This is a genomic window from Novosphingobium clariflavum, from assembly GCF_026420865.1.
Taxonomy (GTDB): Bacteria; Pseudomonadota; Alphaproteobacteria; order Sphingomonadales; family Sphingomonadaceae; genus Novosphingobium; species Novosphingobium clariflavum.
Window position 1 is genome coordinate 15,856 of record NZ_JAPCWC010000020.1, and the last position, 16,091, is coordinate 31,946.

The following is a 16,091-nucleotide window of genomic DNA, read 5'->3' on the forward strand; positions in this document are numbered from 1 at the left end:
AAGTGACGGACGGTAAGGGCGTACATAGGTCCATGGTCCACGCGCATATGTGGGCATGTAATGTGATGGGTATGCGTGCAACCGTCCGTCACCATCCGTCACACGCACCAAGCCCGCCAATTCCGGGCATTTCAGCGAAGGACGGTCGGGCTAAAATCCATCCGTCAAACCGACCGTCAAACTCTCCGGCGCGGCACAGTCACCTGCATCATCGCTGTCCTAACCAGCGTAGCGACAGCTGCCCTCCCCGCAAGAGACGGACGGTTGAGACCCTACCCTCCGTCACCGTCCGTCACCTTGGTTTCAGGCCCCTTTTCACTCGCCCAGTTCATCCTCGAAATCGTCGTCAAGCCACGGATCTCCGCCGCCAGCACCCTGCTGATCTGCCGAGAAATCGCGAGCCGGCTGCGCCGGCTGCTCAGGTGGCCTATCGGGTACTCCCGTCCCATTGGCGCCCATCAGGTCATCAGGACCGCGCAAGCGAATTCCGATGCGCACCTTGTTCCCGCGCCGGTCCTTCTTGCCGATGAATGTCCGCTGAGACAGATCTCGACCGAACTTGGTCGTGGTCCATTTCTTGCGCTGATCTTCGTCGACGTCATTGCGTTCCATCCACGCCCTGAAATCTTCCAGCAGGGCTTTCGACAGCGTTTGCGCCTCTCGGTCGCCAGTCTCGCACCGTTCGGCCAGCCATTCACCCAGCGGGCTCGACGAGGCCCAGAAGTCGGCCAACTGGTCGGACTCGATCTGCGCCACCGGCACGCGCCGATCGCCAAGCCACTCCAGGCACCCCGCGATCATCCAGTTGAAGATGCCGCTCAATTCGCTGGTCAAGCGCTTGAACAGCTGCGCGGGCGGCTCGAACCCATCCTTGGTCTTGGAAAGGTCCACCGGCCACCGTACTAGGCGGAAACGACGCCTGAAGCCCTTGTCGTCACCCGGCATGTTCGGCGTCGGGTTGACCTCCACGAACAGCTTCCATCGCGGTTTGAAGGTGATTTCGGAACGCTCTCCCGAACCGCGCGCGGTAACGTTGCCACCACCGGTCACCTGCTTCAGCGTTTCGCCGTCCCAGGTCGCGTGCAGCGGAGGCTCGTCACAGATGACCATGCGGATATCGCCGGCAAGGCGCACCAGGTCGGATCGATGCTCGCTGCCTGCCTTCTGCATTGCCGGCTTCAGGAACGTGGCCACCTTGGCATGGCGATAGTAATCACCGTGCCCGTGCGAGATCACCTCGTGCGTCTTGGTCTTGCCGTCACCGCCAGCCCCCTTGTGCACGTAGAACTCTTCGCAGTCCGTCAGGCCCGTCAGGGTCTGCCCATACATGCGCCCCAGCACCGCCCTTTGTTCCGGCTCCGGCTGCACGAGGTTGAGGCGATCGAGCCACATCGGGCATTTCGCATCCGGATCGTACACGAAGTTCGCGATCTGCATCAGCATGTCGCCCGGCTCGTGATGGTCCTGGAACAACGCCTCCCATTTGCCATCGATTTGCCGCTGGACGAACCGCAGCGTCCCGTTCTGCACGTTATAGGTCAGCGGATCGAGATCGAAGTCCTCTGCCCATGCACGCATCGAGGGAAGGTCGCGAGCCTGCGTCAGCATCGCTCCCGTTTGCGACGCATTGCCAGACTTCATCGCCCATTTGTGCAGCATGGTGAGCCGGTCAATCGCCCGCTCCGGCGTACACCATTCCCCATATCGCTCCTTCAGGGCCTCGCCATCCGGATCCTTCACGCTGCCAACCAGCTGGCCCAGGGCATAGGCTTCGTCATGGATATGCTGCGCGACCTCGTGCGCGATCGAGCGCGCCCGGAATCCGCCCTCTCGCTCGGACCAGCGCTTACCATCGAAGGCGACCCAGTATTTGTCGTCTACGAACTTCAGCATGCCCTTGGCCAGCACTTCCAGGCGCCGTGCATTGCCGTAATCGTTCAACTCGAACCAGGCGAGTTCCAGCGGATCATCGACCTCGATCGGGATCATGGGCTTACTCACTTCAAACCCCTCATTTTTCTGCTGATTTGGGCGTACGCGATCGCGTCGCTCACTTGCCGTTGCTTCAGCGTCGGCGCTTTCTTCTCGACCTGCTGCTGGTCGCCGGCGAACATGGCGACCAGCTTGCTGTCGCCCTCCACCTTCACCTCCGGTTTCGGCCCGTCGCCGATCTCGCGGTAGATCTGGAACAGCTCTTCACTGGCCAGCATCTGGTCGCGTCCGTGCTTGTCGCACCGCTCAAGCCACATGCAGGCCTCGGTGATCTTGCGCGGATCGAACCCGGCCGCCCTTGCTTTCTTCAGTTCAAGGCCGATCGTCTGCGTCATCTCCACGCGCTCTGCCCGCATCGTCAGCACCTGGCTGATGATCGCGCGAAGCCGATCCTCGCTGCTGGCATTCGGCGGAGCGGTGAAGGCTTCGCGCTTGGGCGGCGGCGCCATGTCGACGTGCGGCGTTGCGCTGCCGGCGATCCCGACGTCCGCTTCATACCGCTCAAGCATTTCGTCGGCCGCGTCGCGATCCTCGGCCTTCATGCCCATCCGCTTCAGCAGCTGGCGCATGATCTTGGTGTCATAGCCGAGGGCCTTACCCTCTGTGAACACCTCGCTGATATCCTTGTTGATGTCCGCCCGATCGGCGTACAAGCGGCGGATACGATCGATCAGACCGCGCAGTCGGCTATCGCTCACAGCCCCTCCTGAATTGCATCGTTGAAATCCATGCCCGCCGGCGCGCGCACCGCTTCGGCGTGGCACCCCACGGCGCGCCAGCCCTTCACGAACAGCTCGCCGCAGATCCGCGCGCGCTCGGCGCCGGTGATCGCGCGGTTGACGATCGGGCCCCATTTTCGCTCGACCACCGGAACGCCCAGCGGCCTGCCGGTGCGCCGATCCTTTTGGCCACGCAGAGGGCTCATGTCGGAGTCGACCAGGCCAACCACCGCGCCGCTATGGCGGGGGATGAGAAAGCACGGCTTTTCGGGATCCGGCCGCACATCGAACATGGGCCACGCACCGTTGCGGTACTTCCGCAAGTCGCCCTGCAGGTTGTTCAGGCTGAGGGCCGCAATGCCCACGTCGTCGGCTTCGGCCGCGCCGATCGCCATGCCGGACAGCACGGTTTCATTGCCCTCGCCGATCCAGAGCTTCGCGTCCGGCCGGTAGTCGCCCAGCAGCACGCATCCCCGTCCGGTCGGGCCCAGCATGCGGCGCTTGGGCAACCACGGATTTTCATCGTCCGGCTTCGCCCAGGGCGCGCGCCGGCGCATCGTGTCGATGCCTTCCGGGTTCAGATAGGTAACGTGCACACCCACCGGCACCCATTCGAGGGTCGGCCCCGGGCCCATCAATCGCGGCTCACGCACCAGCGCGATCACCGCAGGCGCGTGCAGCACCTTGCGGGGATCGGAACCCTGCGGCCAACTGAAGCACGGACACTCCGACATGTAGCGAAATTGCGCGAGGCGCTCCGCGCCGATCATTTCTTCCGGAACTCCGCGCCCCATAAAGTATCGCCGTACGGCCCGATCATCGCGGCGCGCGTGCTTCCAGATCCAGCGCCCCATATCGATCGACTCGACCGGTTCGCGTTCGCGCTTGACCCGCACATGGTTGGATCGTTCACGCACAATCATGCCGCGCGCTGCCCTTTCATCGCCGCCCTGGTCGCAAATGCCGGCAAGCCGCTCCAGATCGGCCAGTGCTTCCATGAACGGCCAGCCCTTCAGGTCCATCACGAACCGGAACATGTCGCCGTGCCAGCCACAGTTGAAGCAATGGCCAAAGCCATCGCCCGAATCGGCATCCTTCACGGAAAAGCTAAGCGACGTGCTGTTATGGAACTCACACTTGCCGCGGCGGCGCCCGCTGCGGCCGGAACCGGTCAGCTTCACGTGCTGCTCGATCACGGCGCCGATCGTCAGCCGGCGCCGAACCTCCGCCTTTCGATCCTCGATCGTTGGCGCACTATGCATCGCCGGCCCCCACGCTCAGGACTTCGCGCATGCGGTCCAGCGTCTTCATCGCGCGGCCGAGATCCACGCCCCGTCCCGCCGTCGAGCATTCACGCGCAAGCCGCGCCATGCGCTCCAGTTCCGATGCCAGCTGATAGACCGCCATGCGCGGCGGCAGCTGCGGGCCCAGCTCGGAATAGGCGCTCATACCCGCACCGGCATCAGGATCTGGAGCAAGGCGCCGGCCTCGGCCTCGTCCTCCCACCCCACGATGCGCACCGCGGCGCCGGCATCCGCGTCGAACCGCAGCGCCACGTTGTCGCTGCCGATCGCGCCCAAAGCCTCCCGCACGAACTTGCTGTTGAGGCCCAGTTCGAAGTCCGGGCCCAGGTAATGGCAGGGAAGTTCCTCCACCGCCTCGCCCAGCTCGGGCGTGTGCACCGATAGGGTCAACAGCCCCTCGGTGAAGCCGAACCTCACGGCTCGCGATTTCACATCGACCAGCACCGCCACGCGCTTCACGGCGGCCGCCAACGCCGAACGGTCGATCACCGCGCAATGCGGCGGGCTCGGTGGTATAACGCGATCATAGTCGGGGAACTGCCCGTCTATCGTCTTGGCAACGACCTCCACGTCACCGCCGCCCTCGGCAGGCATGGAGAAACGCAGCCAGCGCCCTTCCCCGCCAACTTCGATCAGAACATGCGGCGGCTCGCCCTGGTCGTCCTTCTTCGCCTTGATGGCGCTCGCCAGCAGCTTTTCCAGCACCTCTACCGACTTGCGGCTGACGATCACGCCCGGGAAGCTGGTCGACCCGACCGGCCCATCAAGCTGCCACCGCGCCAGGCGCGATCCATCGGTAGTAGCGAACCGCAGATCAAGGCCCACCGGGTGCAGAAACACGCCGTTCAGATAGTACCGCGTTTCCTCGCTGGAGATCGCGTGATCCACGCAGGCCAGCGCGTCGGACAGCTGACTGCAGGACAGTTCGAATTCCGACTCGGTGTCGACATGCTCGACCAGCGGAAAATCGTCGATCGGCAGCGTCGGCAGCGAGAACCGCGCCCTCCCCGCCTTCACGATCACCCGCCCGGCCGACTTCGGATCGATTTCAACGGTCACCATGGCATCGCCGTCGAACTCGCCCAGCACCGCTTCCAGGCGCTTCGCCGGCAGGCAGACCGCAAAGCCGCGGATGCCCGCAAGCCATTTCGCCGAATCGGGCCCATCGCGATCGTCGCTGGCGCAGTCCCGAATGGCGCAGTGGTCCAGATCGGTGGCCGTCACCGTGATGCGCTGATCTTCCACGCGCAGCAGCACGCAATCCAGAATGGGGATCGTGTTGCGCCCCTCCACGATGGCGTTCACGTCCTTCAGGGCAGAGCGCAGCTTCGCGGCCTGCACGCGCGTCTTCTGCGCGCGAGGGTCTTGCACCTTGGTCATCCCAATTTCCTCAGGCTGCACCAGCGGCTCTTGCAGGTCTTGAGCTGGGCATGGGTGATGTTCATGTCGCACTGGTCGCACCACTTCACGCCGACGAACGGCGCGTTGGGATCCTGAGCAACGGTGATTTTCGGCGTGGGAGCCGAGACGGGCTTGATCGACGGCGTGGCCACACGGGCTACGGGCGCCGCCGGCGATGCAGCGCCCGGCATGCTCATCGACCACCGCTCGCGAAGCACGGCCGATGCCGCATCGAGGACGCGCTGGTCAGGCTGATCCGCGTTCAGACGCATTATGTCGCCCCGCCAGTCGGCCTGGCTGCGCAGCGTCAACATGGTCACGAACCGTTCGAATCGATCCTCTTCGAAGATGAACTTCCCGGGCCCGACTTTGCAGCGCAGCGTTTCATCAGAGCAGACAGCCACGATGCCGGGGAAGATGGTGCCCGCGTATTGCAGGATCTGGCCCGAGAACGCCTCGGCCAAGGCCCGCAGGGCGTAGCGCGTCACCTTCTCGCCCTGCCGTTCCCACGCCCTTTCGATGCCACCCACATTGGACACCATCCCCGGCTTCCAGAAGTTGATGTTGGTCTGCGCGGCGACGGTCAGACCGGCATCGGACATGGCCTCCACGATCGCGACAGCCTGCGCGTCGCCACTCGCCACCGCCGCCTTGAACAGCTGCAGCTTGTTGAGCGGCCGGCGCGCCTGGTTGAGATGGACGAAGCTCGCAGCCTCGTCCGCCGACGTGGCGAACTCCAGCACCACGCAGGGCAGCTGGCCGATGTCACCGCGCATCCGCGCACCGGCAAGGCGGTGCTGACCGTCAATCACGAAGAACCGATCCGGCTCGCCCACTTCACCGCGGCGTCGGGAAACGACCAGAGGCTGGCACAGATCCCAGTTCCAATGTTGCGCAATGCGCTTGATCAGCGCCTGGCTATCCGTCGCCTCGATCGAGCGCTGATAGCTACCGTCGATCTCCAGTTCGCCGGGAGGCAGCACCTGAAGCACCGGCATCCGCCCCAACGGCGGGTTGAACTTGATTCGGTCAACCTTTTGCTTGGCCATCGTCACAACTCCTCGTTGGCGCGGCGCTCGGCTTCCAGCAGGGCTTCGCCCAGGTGCAGGCCGGCGCGGATATCGTCGGAAAGGATCTCGATCTGGCGCACGATCCAGCGCGCCTCGTCGGCAAAATCAGGGCTTCGCGCCGCGATCGTCAGGGCATTCGCCCGCTTACGTGCGAGGAAGGCGAGCACGTCTCGGCGCTCTTCGGTGCGTAACCGGAGAAGTTGCCGTCGTGTTCGCCAGCCCTGCAGTGCGCGTGCCTTGCAGGACCGGCGCATCATGTCGGGAAGTTCTTCATATCGTCGATCACCTCGACAAAGCGTGCAGAGCCGACTGGCTTCACCAGGATGAGCCCTCGCTTGATCAGCGCGCGAAGGCGGTAATCGGCGGCCTGCCGGTGCGGCAAACCAACCTGTTCGGCCAGCAGGTCCAGACTGGGCAGCGGTGCCGCCCGATTGGCCAGCCCGCGCAGAATGTCGAACAGCCGGGCCTCGTAATCGCTCAGCCGGATCTGCGCCGCAGCGCCGCCTGCAGAGCGATCCTCGGGACGCTTCTCGATCAGGTAGCGCGTGCCCTGCCCGTCCGGCTTCTGCTTCAGGTGAACCCGGCCTTCGTCATGAAGGCGACGCACCAGCAGCACCGTGGGATGGCTGGAATTGCGCGCCAGCGTCGGCCCGATGGCATAGGTGAACTGGGCACCAGCGGGAGCGTCCTCAAATTCTTCTTCCAGATCGGCCGCATCGACGAACGTCGTCAGCGGCCCGATGCGATAGCGCGCGCTTTCGCGCTGGGCTCCCCCCACGATCATCAACCCTCTCCCTTCTCGATCGAATTGACGACGAAGCGCAGCCGAACCAACGAAGCCAAAGCCTCATCGATCTGAAGGGAAATGCGGTCCCGGTCCTGCGCGCAGACCTTGTGATCACGCGTCGCCTCACGGATCTCGGCCGCAATGTCGCCAAACTCAGCGCTGGCATCTATCAGCGCCGCGCCCAAATCTGCGCTTTGCACTGCACCATCGGGCAGCCGGACACAGACATGGTCCAATTCAGCCGCCAGAGCGGACAGGATTGGCGCGCCTTGGCCCAGGGAAATGCAAACCTCATCCAGCGCGAGCGCACAATCGACCGGCGGAAAGGCACGATGGTTACGGTTTCCCCAATCGCCAGCCGTAGTGCGATGCCGCCCTGCGGTGGCGCCTGCACCGTCTACCCCACCGCATAGCTCGACCGCTTCGCGCACCCTGCGCTTGATCCGCGCCAACGTTGGCGTCATGCGACACCTCCGTTGCTACCGGACAAGTCACTGATTTGTCCGGTAGACCGACCTTGCTGCACTGCGGCAACATTGAACCCATGACGCGCAGCACGAACTTCATCGCTCAACTCACCAGCATCAAGGCGGCCTTCAGAAAGCTCCTCGATCTTGAGAGCCACCGACAGCGAGCAGCGATTTTCGCGCTCGATGACGGACATCCGCCCTCGGGATTGAAGCCCGATCAGTTGAGCAAAGGCCTCCAATGACAGGCCCAGATCTTTGCGAAGGTCAGCAATCGTCATGCCGGCCTTGTTTCATATTTCGAAACGTTTCGTCAAGTGGATCAGGTTCGAATTGCGCAAACGACGCAACTCCGTCGAGTTTCTATAATCGAACCATGGCAAGCGCACCGGCAAACGACTGGTTTCTGAAGCAGTGGGTGGAGACGCTCCGCACCTCGCAGGCGGAGCTTGAGCGCCGAACTGGCTGGGACAAGCGTAAGGCCTCCCACCTGATGAATGGCAAACAGCCCTACAAGCGCGATACCGTCAACGAGGCAGCAATGGCACTGAGCATCGATCCGTTCGAGCTACTGATGCACCCCGACGATGCATTTGCGCTCCGCAGACTGCGCGAAAACGCGATACGGATCGCCGCCGATAGCCGCAATCCGTTTCATAGAGAGGCCGAGGCTAAAACGCCCCGGCCTGATATTGCGGTAAACGAATAGGGCTGTCAGCCGTACTTCGCGTGGAAATCATCTTCGGACATGCACGCGTAAATAATCAACTCGATCAACGCGATGATGCTCGGAATGAACGTCCAGCAGAACAGCAGATAGAGGATCCCCAGGCCCGCCTGCCCGAGATAAAACTTGTGGCCACCGATGCCCCCAAGGAATAGCGCGATCAGGATTGCCGCGCCCCTGCTCTTCGCATGCCTCACATATACCGGACGCGCACTGGCCCTCAGCGCCTCCTCAGCCTTGCGCATCGACACATCCACGGTTTCCCCGCAGTAACGACACTTCCGCGCTTCCGCCCGAATCGGCTCCGCACAGAACGGGCAGCTCACCATCGCAACCCCATCCGGGACAGCGTTCGGCGCCAGATTTTCCATTTTCCTACAATCCCCCTGATAGGTATGAACACTTAGATTAAGCCGACAAGGCTGAAGGTTCAACTAACGCCGCTTTTTCGCGAAGTTTCATTTTCTGAAACATTTTCGCTTGACCTGAAGTTTCGTTTTATGAAACAAAACACTCCAACAGGCATCCAGCCTGATGGAGATGCGAATGCTGGCCGTCGCCACCGAATTCCCGCAGGTCGGTTCCCACTGCTTCTTCGACGACGTCGACCAGCAGAACCGCCCCGTCGTCGAGCCCGCGCGGATCCTGCGCAACAATGGCGACGGCACCGTTCTCGTGTCGCTGACCAACCGTCGGTATCCCCGCGAGATCGCCAGCGGTAACCGCACGGTCGATCTGGCGCGTCTGCGCGCCACCGAAAAGCCCGAGTTTCCTGCCGCCGCTTCGGGTCGCAAGCCGAAGGCGAAGAAGGCGAACCGCCGGTGAGCGCGCAAAGCGCCACCGGCGGCGCCGAACCGCTGCCCGACCTCAAGGTCGGGCAGATGGTGATCGACAGCTTCAACCTTTGGACGCCTGATAGTTGGGTGCCGCAAGAACGGCTCGCCCGTGTCGTCAATCCCTGCGTTCAAAACGATCCCGACTACGCGGGCTGCGTCGAAATCGACTACGTGCCCGCCGCCTGGATCGGCCGCCACTTCGTTTCCAGGAACAATCTGCGACTGGCCACCGACGCCGAAATAAGCCCCGCCGCGCTCGCAAGCGGAGGGCAGGCCGATGACTGAGCCGCTCCCCTCCGGCGGCGCCGAACCTCTGGGCGCCCTGCCGCGCCTGCCTGCGGAAGCGCTGGCCGCGTGCCCGTTCTGTCAGCGCACCATGCTGCAGACGCCCACGCCGATCTTCTATCGGATCAAGGTGCAGTATTGCGGCATCGATCAGGCCGCCGTTCGCGAGCACATCGGCCTCGGCATGATGCTGGGCGGCACCAACGCCGCCATGGCCATTGCCGATGCCATGGGCGCGCATAAGCCGCCCGTTGTCGAGATGTCGAAGGGCACGGTCAACGTCTGCCTGCAGTGCGCCCAGGAGCGCATCGAAATCATCAGCCTCACGGGCTATGCGCTTGAGGGGAACGGCGATGGTTGACGAAAACCTGACCTGGCTGCCGATGACAGACTTCGGCAACGCCCGCCGCCTCATGGAGAGGTCGGCACGCTTAACCCGCCGTGGCCTAGCCGTCCTCGGCCCGTCCGGCAATGTCATCGCCTGGCTTGAGCAAGCCGAGGGCTTCACCGGCAGCACCGACCAATTGCAGCAGCAGGTCGGGCTCGATCCGTGCGACGACTGGTCCGCCGAATGCCTCAAGCTGCAGTTCGAGGACAAGGTCCGGTTCTTTGCGGTTTGCGATGACGCGTGTGCCGATGATGCGTGGATACCGGCCGATCATCTCCGTCTGGTCGAGGCCCGCATTGGCGATCTTTGTGCCGACCGTCTGCGCCGCATCCGGCTCCATGATAATGTCCCGCTTGCGCTCGCCTCCCGTGATGCGCAGCAGGACGCGTCCGTCAGCACGGCGCGCAACGGCCATGTCGCCCTCTTTCAGGATCGCCAACTTCTATCTCCTTCGGGTTCCCGTATCTCCCCGAAGGTAGCCGAAGCCGGGGAGAGTGAAACCCCTCTCCCCGGCGGAGGGCAGGCCGATGACTGAGCCGCTACCCACCATCGCCCAGATCGGCGCCGAGGAATACCGCCTGCGCATGGCAGCCGCGCTTCGCAAGATCGCTATCGGCGAGATCACGCAGGCCCACGCGACCCAGCTCATGGCGCCGTGGACGGCGATCGCACTGCTCAGCCGCGCGGAAGTGCCGGAACTCGTGCTGCCGATCGAGGAAGCGCGGGCCACCATCGTGCACTACCCGGGCAATGGCGCACCGGCCGTCTACGGGCACAAGATCCCGGAAGACGACGCGCGCATACTGCTCGCCAGCAGCACCTGCGGCCCGAACGTTTGGGGCCCCACGCTCTGCAAGGCGCGCGATGCCGCACTGGCACGGGCCATCACGCCCGACGCGATCCGCCGCGCCCGCAATCTCTGCCGCCTCGCCGCCGCGCTGGACGTGCCGCTTACGGCCGCCTCCTGCGCCCCGCCGCGCGGCGCCGCTCCCGAAAGGAAAGCAGCGTGAAGGCCTTTGCCGAACTCTGGCGCACTGCGCCGGCAGACATGCGCGCGGACGTGGTGGACCTGTTCCTTGCCACCCCCACGATCGCGGCCGTGTTCTTCGTGTTCTGGGCAGCAACCTCATGAACGAGGAAGACCGCCGCCGCATCCACGGGCGAGTGCACAGCGAATGGGAACACGTTCCCACCCCGCTCACCAGCCGCCGCACGTGGAACCGCGTTGCCCTGGGCATCACTGGCCTTTGGTCCGTCGTGTTCCTCGCCTTGGCGCTCGCGAAGTGCACGCACTGGTCCGGCATCTGACCAATCAGACCCCCCGCTCCCGGCGCACGTACCAGCGCCGGGGCACTCCGGCCGCCGTCGCCTTTCCCACCCCCTGCGGGGCGGCGGCGGCCACCCACCCTTTCGGAGCGAACGACCGTGGCTGAGAACAGCGCAATCGAGTGGACGCACCACACCTTCAACCCGTGGATTGGCTGCACCAAAGTCGGTCCCGGCTGCGACAACTGCTATGCTGCGGATCTCGCCACGGTGCGCCTCGGTGTGATGTGGGGTGCTGGCGCAGAGCGTCGCCACACCGCCGCATCGACGTGGAAGCAGCCGCGCGCATGGAACCGAAAGGCGGAAGCCGCTGGCGTGCGCTACCGCGTGTTCTGCGCCTCGCTGGCCGACGTGTTCGACAACGAGGTTCCGGCTGAGTGGCGCGCCGAGCTGTTCCAGCTGATCCGAGAGACGCCGCACCTAGACTGGCTGCTGGTAACGAAGCGCATCGGCAATGCCGCGAAGATGGCCGAGGCTGCTGGCGGGCTTCCGGGCAATGTCTGGCTGGGTGTGACGATCGTCAACCAGCCCGAAGCAGACCGGGATATCCCGAAGCTGCTCCAGACCGACGGGCCGCGCATTCGCTTCCTGTCTATGGAACCTCTGCTCGCCGACGTGAACATCGAGCCTTGGCTGAACCCGGACCTGACCTGTCAGGGATGTGACGACGGCGAAGGGTACGGCAATCGTTGCAGCAGCACCCAAGTCCCGCGCGGAGAGCAATGCCCTTGGAATCGCGCTGTACAGATCGTGACGGATCATGGCCCTTATTCCGACGACGGCGAACCCGCATCCGTCACGTGCGACGTGCGAACGCTGGATTGGGTGATCGCCGGAGGCGAAAGCGGGCCTCGAGCGCGCCCGATGCACCCTGACTGGGCGCGTTCGCTGCGCGATCAGTGTGCGGCTGCTGGCGTCCCCTTCCTGTTCAAGCAGTGGGGCGAGTACGTGCCCGCAGGCGACCATCTGGAAGAAGATATTCCCGCTTACCTTAGGTTGAGGCGCGGCGATCTTTGCCATGTCTTTCCCGACCATCAGCTGATGGCCCGTGTCGGAAAGAAGGCGGCCGGCCGCCTACTCGATGGCGTCCTGCATCACGATTTCCCGGCGGTTGAGAAGTGACCCCGCCGCCATCGCCCGAAACGGTCGACCGCGTAACCGGCGTGCTGGCGCTTTTCGTCGATGCCGACCAGATCGATCCGCGCGCCTTCCTTGTCGGTGATCTGGCCCTGTCCTGGCGCGATCGCCTGTGCCTGTGCAGCGAGCTGGAAGAGACGTTCCAGATCGACATTCCCGACCAGGTGCTGACCGACTGGGAAACGGTGGAGGATATCGCCAGCACCGTTTCCGAGATCGAGCGGAAGGCGCGGCGATGAGGCCCGCCGCCCTCAACATCGTCCCGATCGACGATGATGCCCGCAACGGTCGCTACCAGCTGGTTTTCGCGGGCGATCGCTACGCGCTGGTGCGCTGGCTCGGCGGCCACTGGATTTTCACCAGCGGGCAGCAGCTGCCCGACGAACCCACCCATTATCATCGAAAGGACTGATCCCATGTCCGAAGGCACAGACACGCCCGAATTCCCCGAAGGCCAGATCAGCAGCATCCCGCTTGATCGCCTCATGCTCTCCAGCCTCAACGTGCGCCAGACCGAGCGTGACGCCGATACCGTTGGGCTTGCCGAAAGCATCGCCACGCACGGCCTGAAACAGAACCTGATCGTGGTACCCGCGCACTTCAGCACTGGCGAGGTTCACGAGGAATGGAACGGCGCCGATCGATGGGCCGGAAAATTCGAGGTGATCGCTGGCGGCCGACGCTTCCAGGCACTGCAATTGCTGGTCGAGCAAGATCGACTGCCGGCAACTTTCCCCACCCCATGCAAGGTGGAGAGCCGCGACCAGGCGCGCGAAACGTCCCTCATCGAGAACAAGGAACGGGTCACCATGAACCCGGCTGACGAACTCGATGCGTACCGCGAAATCGTTGCCCGTCACAGCGGCAACCCCAAGGTCCCGAGCGATGCCGCGATCGAGATCTGCGCCAAGCGCTTCGGCAAAACTGTCCGTTACGTCGAAGGTCGCCTGCGCCTGGCGAACCTCGCGCCCGAGATCCTCGCAGCGCTACGGGCTGACGAGATCGGCCTTGAAAGCGCCAAGGCCTACGCCGCTGTTGAGGACCACGAGCTTCAGCTGCAGGTATTCGAGGCGCAGAAGAAATCGAAATGGAAGGCGCATCACGCCAGCATCGTGCGCGATGCGCTGAACGGCCACTCGCTGGCGATAGACCACGATCTGGTGAAGTTCGTCGGACTGGATGCCTATCTAGCGGCCGGCGGGCATATCATCACCGACCTGTTCATGGGCACCGATGGCGAACAGCGCGTAACCGACGTCAAGCTGGTCGAGGAAATGGCCCGCAAGCTGGCGGAACCGATGGTTGCCCCTCAGGCGAAAAAGGACGGCTTCAAGTCCGGCATGCTGGCAACTGTCTATGGCGGTTGGCCCAAGGCCCCTGAAGGCATGGAACGCTTCCAGCGCTATTACGCGGACAAGGATCCCACCAAGGCCGAGTTGAAGAAGTGCATCGCGGTATACGGCATCGAGATCGACGGAACCGGCATCGCAAAGCTCGGCCACTTCCGACCAATCCCCGTGAAAGAACAGCAGCCGGAGCGAGATTGGGAGGCCGAACGCGCTGCCAATTCGCGCAGCCATGCCGTGAAGCGCAGAGCGGCTCGGTTGGCCATATATGAACTGGGCAAATTCACCGGCACTCCGCTGGAAGGACACGCTTTCTGGCCTGATTACAACCCGAATGTCGTCGAACTCGATAGATCGGACGAAGCCTTCACGTTCGTTGCCGTACTGATACGGGTGCCGACCGAGCGGGTGGAAGCCAACCGCGAGGAAGCCGAACGCCTGATCGACGAGGAAGCCGCCGCCGCAGCGGCTGCCCAGGCTGAAGAAGATGCCGAAGACGAAGGGGCGGACGCATGACTCGCCCGGACATGGCGGAAGACCGCCCCAACGCCGCCGACTGGCGCAACCGGGCCGAGCGCGCCGAAGCAGAATGTGCCGAACTGCGCGCAGGAGCCCGCGCCGCCATCGCCGCCCTGCAATCCCGCCCCGCCGAACATCCCGACGATGTAGCGGTTGACCTGTTCGCGGCTGCCATGAAGGCAAAACTTGCCATGAAGCGCGCGGAAGGTCGCGGCGGATGGCAGAACCGGGACGAGTGTAGCGCCGAACGCCTATCGGGAATGCTGCGCGATCACGTCGGCAAGGGCGATCCGGTCGACGTGGCCAACTTCGCCATGATGCTCCACCAACGCGACGAAAAGATCAGTCCCGAGCAACCTCGCTACAAACCTAATCGTGGCGAACGCCCCGAGACAATCCTTGTCGCCAAGGCCGCTGCCGACGTAACAGTGCCGGAAGGCTCGACAAGCTACAGCCGGGAAAAATGGTACATCGCCCGCGATGCCGCTCTGTTCGCCGGGGAAGCCCTAGGCCTATCGATCCAGATGAGACCGATGGAGCAATGGGATCGTCGCGACGAAACGGTGCTTTTGCTGGTCGATTACACAGACGGTTGCCGCGCCCTGGACGATGCACCGCTGGCACTCACCATCGGCCATAACAACGATCACAATGTGGGCGACGGCGAAGGCAAAGGCTGGGAATTCGCAGGCTGGTGCTGGAGCCACGATCATTACGTGGCCGGCAAAGGCAAGCCCATTGGCTGGGCTCCGCTCCCTCACCATCTCGCGGATCCCGCAAAGGCGGGCAAGGCGTGACCCATCACTTCGCCTCCCTCCCCCGCAAAGACTATCAGCTGGCGCTGATGGACCCCGCCTGGGCGACGCGCAATTACGACGGCACCGATCGCACGCCCACGCAGAAGCGCGGCGAGGATCACTATCCGACGATGACGCTGGACGAGCTGAAAGCGCTCGAAGTCGGCGAGATCATGGCGAAAAACTCGCTGATCGCCATGTGGGTGATCAGCAGCCATCTTGACCAGGCCTTTGAACTGGCACGGCACTGGGGCTTCACGTTTCGGACCGACCTTTTCATCTGGCTGAAGCAGAAGCTGCTGTTCGCCAACCAGATCGACATGTTCACCGGCGACATTCCCCCGCCGAAAATGTCGATGGGCAGGCACACGCGCAACCAGGCGGAGGCCTGCTGGCTGTTCGGCCGCGGCAAGGGCCTGCCCGTGCTGAACCACGACGTGCGGCAGGTAATCATCGAGCCGCCGACCGAACACAGCCGCAAGCCAGCCGAGCAATATGACCGCCTCGCCCGCCTTTACGGCGAGCCCGAAAAGATCCGCTGCCTCGAAATGTTCAGCCGCACCCCCCGCAAGGGCTGGGACGCGTGGGGCAATGAGGTCGGCAAATTCGCGGAGAAAGCCGATGCGTGATCCCGGCCTGGTCATCATGCAGCACGTCGTCAACGATCCCGATTCGCGGCGCGTCGTGGGCGAGCTTCCATGCTGGCATGATGAGAAAATTCCGTATGCCCGCGAAATTGCGCGTGACATCGACCTGCCCGTCGAGCGCCTGCACCGCATTCTGAAGCGCCTGATCGCTGGCGGATACGCCACCTATGGCCCCGTTCTCCGTGACGACAGCATGCCGATCGGCTCCAGCTACTGGCTGACCGAACAGGGTGAAAGCTTGCGCTACAAGCTGGCTTCCGGGGAACTGTGAACCGGTCGGAAGCCCTCGATGCGATCGCGATCGCCATTGCGCACTCGCTGGCGCGGCAGCACCATGCCGAAT

Annotated in this window: 26 protein-coding genes; 14 read left to right on the plus strand and 12 right to left on the minus strand. The window is 63.7% G+C overall.

Going from position 1 to position 16,091, the window contains the following annotated elements; all coding sequences use genetic code 11:
• Positions 1-315: 315 nt before the first annotated feature.
• The 10 genes from OKA11_RS18670 to OKA11_RS18715 are packed head-to-tail and all read right to left on the minus strand — an operon-like array spanning position 316 to position 8,021.
• Positions 316-1,989, minus strand: coding sequence for a DNA primase family protein (locus OKA11_RS18670; RefSeq protein ID WP_267223094.1), 1,674 nt, complete (start codon positions 1,987-1,989; stop codon positions 316-318).
• Between the two features lie 8 nt (positions 1,990-1,997).
• A complete protein-coding gene (locus OKA11_RS18675; protein ID WP_267223097.1) occupies positions 1,998-2,690 on the minus strand; it encodes a GapR family DNA-binding domain-containing protein in 693 nt (230 codons plus the stop codon).
• A complete protein-coding gene (locus tag OKA11_RS18680; protein ID WP_267223099.1) occupies positions 2,687-3,973 on the minus strand; it encodes a CHC2 zinc finger domain-containing protein in 1,287 nt (428 codons plus the stop codon). Before OKA11_RS18680 ends, OKA11_RS18675 begins: the two co-directional genes overlap by 4 nt.
• On the minus strand, positions 3,966-4,160 hold the full coding sequence (locus tag OKA11_RS18685) for a hypothetical protein (protein ID WP_267223102.1): 195 nt from the start codon (positions 4,158-4,160) through the stop codon (positions 3,966-3,968). The genes OKA11_RS18680 and OKA11_RS18685 overlap by 8 nt, the downstream gene beginning before the upstream one ends.
• Positions 4,157-5,395: a DNA polymerase III subunit beta gene (gene dnaN / locus OKA11_RS18690; RefSeq protein WP_267223104.1), complete on the minus strand. Its 1,239-nt coding sequence runs from the start codon at positions 5,393-5,395 to the stop codon at positions 4,157-4,159. Before dnaN ends, OKA11_RS18685 begins: the two co-directional genes overlap by 4 nt.
• Positions 5,392-6,465, minus strand: coding sequence for a DUF6551 family protein (locus OKA11_RS18695; RefSeq protein WP_267223106.1), 1,074 nt, complete (start codon positions 6,463-6,465; stop codon positions 5,392-5,394). The genes dnaN and OKA11_RS18695 overlap by 4 nt, the downstream gene beginning before the upstream one ends.
• A gap of 2 nt (positions 6,466-6,467) precedes the next feature.
• Positions 6,468-6,743, minus strand: coding sequence for a hypothetical protein (locus OKA11_RS18700; RefSeq protein ID WP_267223108.1), 276 nt, complete (start codon positions 6,741-6,743; stop codon positions 6,468-6,470).
• Positions 6,740-7,270, minus strand: a complete 531-nt coding sequence (locus OKA11_RS18705; RefSeq protein ID WP_267223110.1) for a hypothetical protein — start codon at positions 7,268-7,270, stop codon at positions 6,740-6,742. The genes OKA11_RS18700 and OKA11_RS18705 overlap by 4 nt, the downstream gene beginning before the upstream one ends.
• A complete protein-coding gene (locus tag OKA11_RS18710; RefSeq protein WP_267223112.1) occupies positions 7,270-7,737 on the minus strand; it encodes a phage regulatory CII family protein in 468 nt (155 codons plus the stop codon). Before OKA11_RS18710 ends, OKA11_RS18705 begins: the two co-directional genes overlap by 1 nt.
• Positions 7,734-8,021 (minus strand): helix-turn-helix domain-containing protein, encoded by a 288-nt coding sequence (locus OKA11_RS18715; protein ID WP_267223114.1) that lies wholly within the window; start codon positions 8,019-8,021, stop codon positions 7,734-7,736. The genes OKA11_RS18710 and OKA11_RS18715 overlap by 4 nt, the downstream gene beginning before the upstream one ends.
• Positions 8,022-8,116: 95 nt before the next feature.
• On the opposite strand from OKA11_RS18715, the gene OKA11_RS18720 reads away from it, so the two are divergent.
• Positions 8,117-8,449: a helix-turn-helix domain-containing protein gene (locus OKA11_RS18720; protein WP_267223117.1), complete on the plus strand. Its 333-nt coding sequence runs from the start codon at positions 8,117-8,119 to the stop codon at positions 8,447-8,449.
• Positions 8,450-8,454: 5 nt separating this feature from the next.
• Here the strand turns inward: OKA11_RS18720 and OKA11_RS18725 are convergent, their stop codons facing one another.
• Positions 8,455-8,838 carry a TM2 domain-containing protein gene (locus OKA11_RS18725; RefSeq protein ID WP_267223119.1) on the minus strand — a complete coding sequence of 128 codons (384 nt, stop codon included), beginning with the start codon at positions 8,836-8,838 and terminating at the stop codon, positions 8,455-8,457.
• A 175-nt stretch (positions 8,839-9,013) separates the two neighbouring features.
• Between OKA11_RS18725 and OKA11_RS18730 the strand changes: the two genes are divergently transcribed.
• From OKA11_RS18730 to OKA11_RS18740, 3 genes are read left to right on the plus strand one after another with little or no spacing between them, the layout of a single operon-like run.
• Positions 9,014-9,292 carry a hypothetical protein gene (locus OKA11_RS18730; protein WP_267223121.1) on the plus strand — a complete coding sequence of 93 codons (279 nt, stop codon included), beginning with the start codon at positions 9,014-9,016 and terminating at the stop codon, positions 9,290-9,292.
• Positions 9,289-9,588, plus strand: a complete 300-nt coding sequence (locus OKA11_RS18735) for a hypothetical protein (RefSeq protein ID WP_267223123.1) — start codon at positions 9,289-9,291, stop codon at positions 9,586-9,588. The genes OKA11_RS18730 and OKA11_RS18735 overlap by 4 nt, the downstream gene beginning before the upstream one ends.
• Positions 9,581-9,949 carry a hypothetical protein gene (locus tag OKA11_RS18740; RefSeq protein WP_267223126.1) on the plus strand — a complete coding sequence of 123 codons (369 nt, stop codon included), beginning with the start codon at positions 9,581-9,583 and terminating at the stop codon, positions 9,947-9,949. Before OKA11_RS18735 ends, OKA11_RS18740 begins: the two co-directional genes overlap by 8 nt.
• Before the next feature lie 85 nt (positions 9,950-10,034).
• On the opposite strand, the gene OKA11_RS18745 is transcribed toward OKA11_RS18740, so the two are convergent.
• A complete protein-coding gene (locus OKA11_RS18745) occupies positions 10,035-10,415 on the minus strand; it encodes a hypothetical protein (protein ID WP_267223127.1) in 381 nt (126 codons plus the stop codon).
• Between the two features lie 88 nt (positions 10,416-10,503).
• On the opposite strand from OKA11_RS18745, the gene OKA11_RS18750 reads away from it, so the two are divergent.
• The 10 genes from OKA11_RS18750 (at position 10,504) to OKA11_RS18795 (ending at position 16,019) form a co-directional block, all read left to right on the plus strand.
• Positions 10,504-10,986, plus strand: a complete 483-nt coding sequence (locus OKA11_RS18750) for a hypothetical protein (protein WP_267223129.1) — start codon at positions 10,504-10,506, stop codon at positions 10,984-10,986.
• Positions 10,983-11,108, plus strand: coding sequence for a hypothetical protein (locus tag OKA11_RS18755; RefSeq protein WP_267223131.1), 126 nt, complete (start codon positions 10,983-10,985; stop codon positions 11,106-11,108). The genes OKA11_RS18750 and OKA11_RS18755 overlap by 4 nt, the downstream gene beginning before the upstream one ends.
• On the plus strand, positions 11,105-11,284 hold the full coding sequence (locus OKA11_RS18760; protein WP_267223134.1) for a hypothetical protein: 180 nt from the start codon (positions 11,105-11,107) through the stop codon (positions 11,282-11,284). Before OKA11_RS18755 ends, OKA11_RS18760 begins: the two co-directional genes overlap by 4 nt.
• A 117-nt stretch (positions 11,285-11,401) precedes the next feature.
• Positions 11,402-12,424, plus strand: a complete 1,023-nt coding sequence (locus tag OKA11_RS18765) for a phage Gp37/Gp68 family protein (RefSeq protein WP_267223136.1) — start codon at positions 11,402-11,404, stop codon at positions 12,422-12,424.
• A complete protein-coding gene (locus tag OKA11_RS18770; protein WP_267223138.1) occupies positions 12,421-12,678 on the plus strand; it encodes an acyl carrier protein in 258 nt (85 codons plus the stop codon). The genes OKA11_RS18765 and OKA11_RS18770 overlap by 4 nt, the downstream gene beginning before the upstream one ends.
• Complete coding sequence (locus tag OKA11_RS18775) at positions 12,675-12,851, plus strand: hypothetical protein (RefSeq protein ID WP_267223140.1); 177 nt, start codon at positions 12,675-12,677, stop codon at positions 12,849-12,851. The genes OKA11_RS18770 and OKA11_RS18775 overlap by 4 nt, the downstream gene beginning before the upstream one ends.
• A gap of 4 nt (positions 12,852-12,855) precedes the next feature.
• Positions 12,856-14,301, plus strand: a complete 1,446-nt coding sequence (locus OKA11_RS18780) for a ParB/RepB/Spo0J family partition protein (protein ID WP_267223142.1) — start codon at positions 12,856-12,858, stop codon at positions 14,299-14,301.
• Positions 14,298-15,101 (plus strand): hypothetical protein, encoded by an 804-nt coding sequence (locus OKA11_RS18785; protein WP_267223144.1) that lies wholly within the window; start codon positions 14,298-14,300, stop codon positions 15,099-15,101. The genes OKA11_RS18780 and OKA11_RS18785 overlap by 4 nt, the downstream gene beginning before the upstream one ends.
• A complete protein-coding gene (locus tag OKA11_RS18790) occupies positions 15,098-15,730 on the plus strand; it encodes an MT-A70 family methyltransferase (RefSeq protein ID WP_267223145.1) in 633 nt (210 codons plus the stop codon). The genes OKA11_RS18785 and OKA11_RS18790 overlap by 4 nt, the downstream gene beginning before the upstream one ends.
• Positions 15,723-16,019, plus strand: coding sequence for a hypothetical protein (locus tag OKA11_RS18795; protein WP_267223146.1), 297 nt, complete (start codon positions 15,723-15,725; stop codon positions 16,017-16,019). Before OKA11_RS18790 ends, OKA11_RS18795 begins: the two co-directional genes overlap by 8 nt.
• Positions 16,020-16,091: the final 72 nt, after the last annotated feature.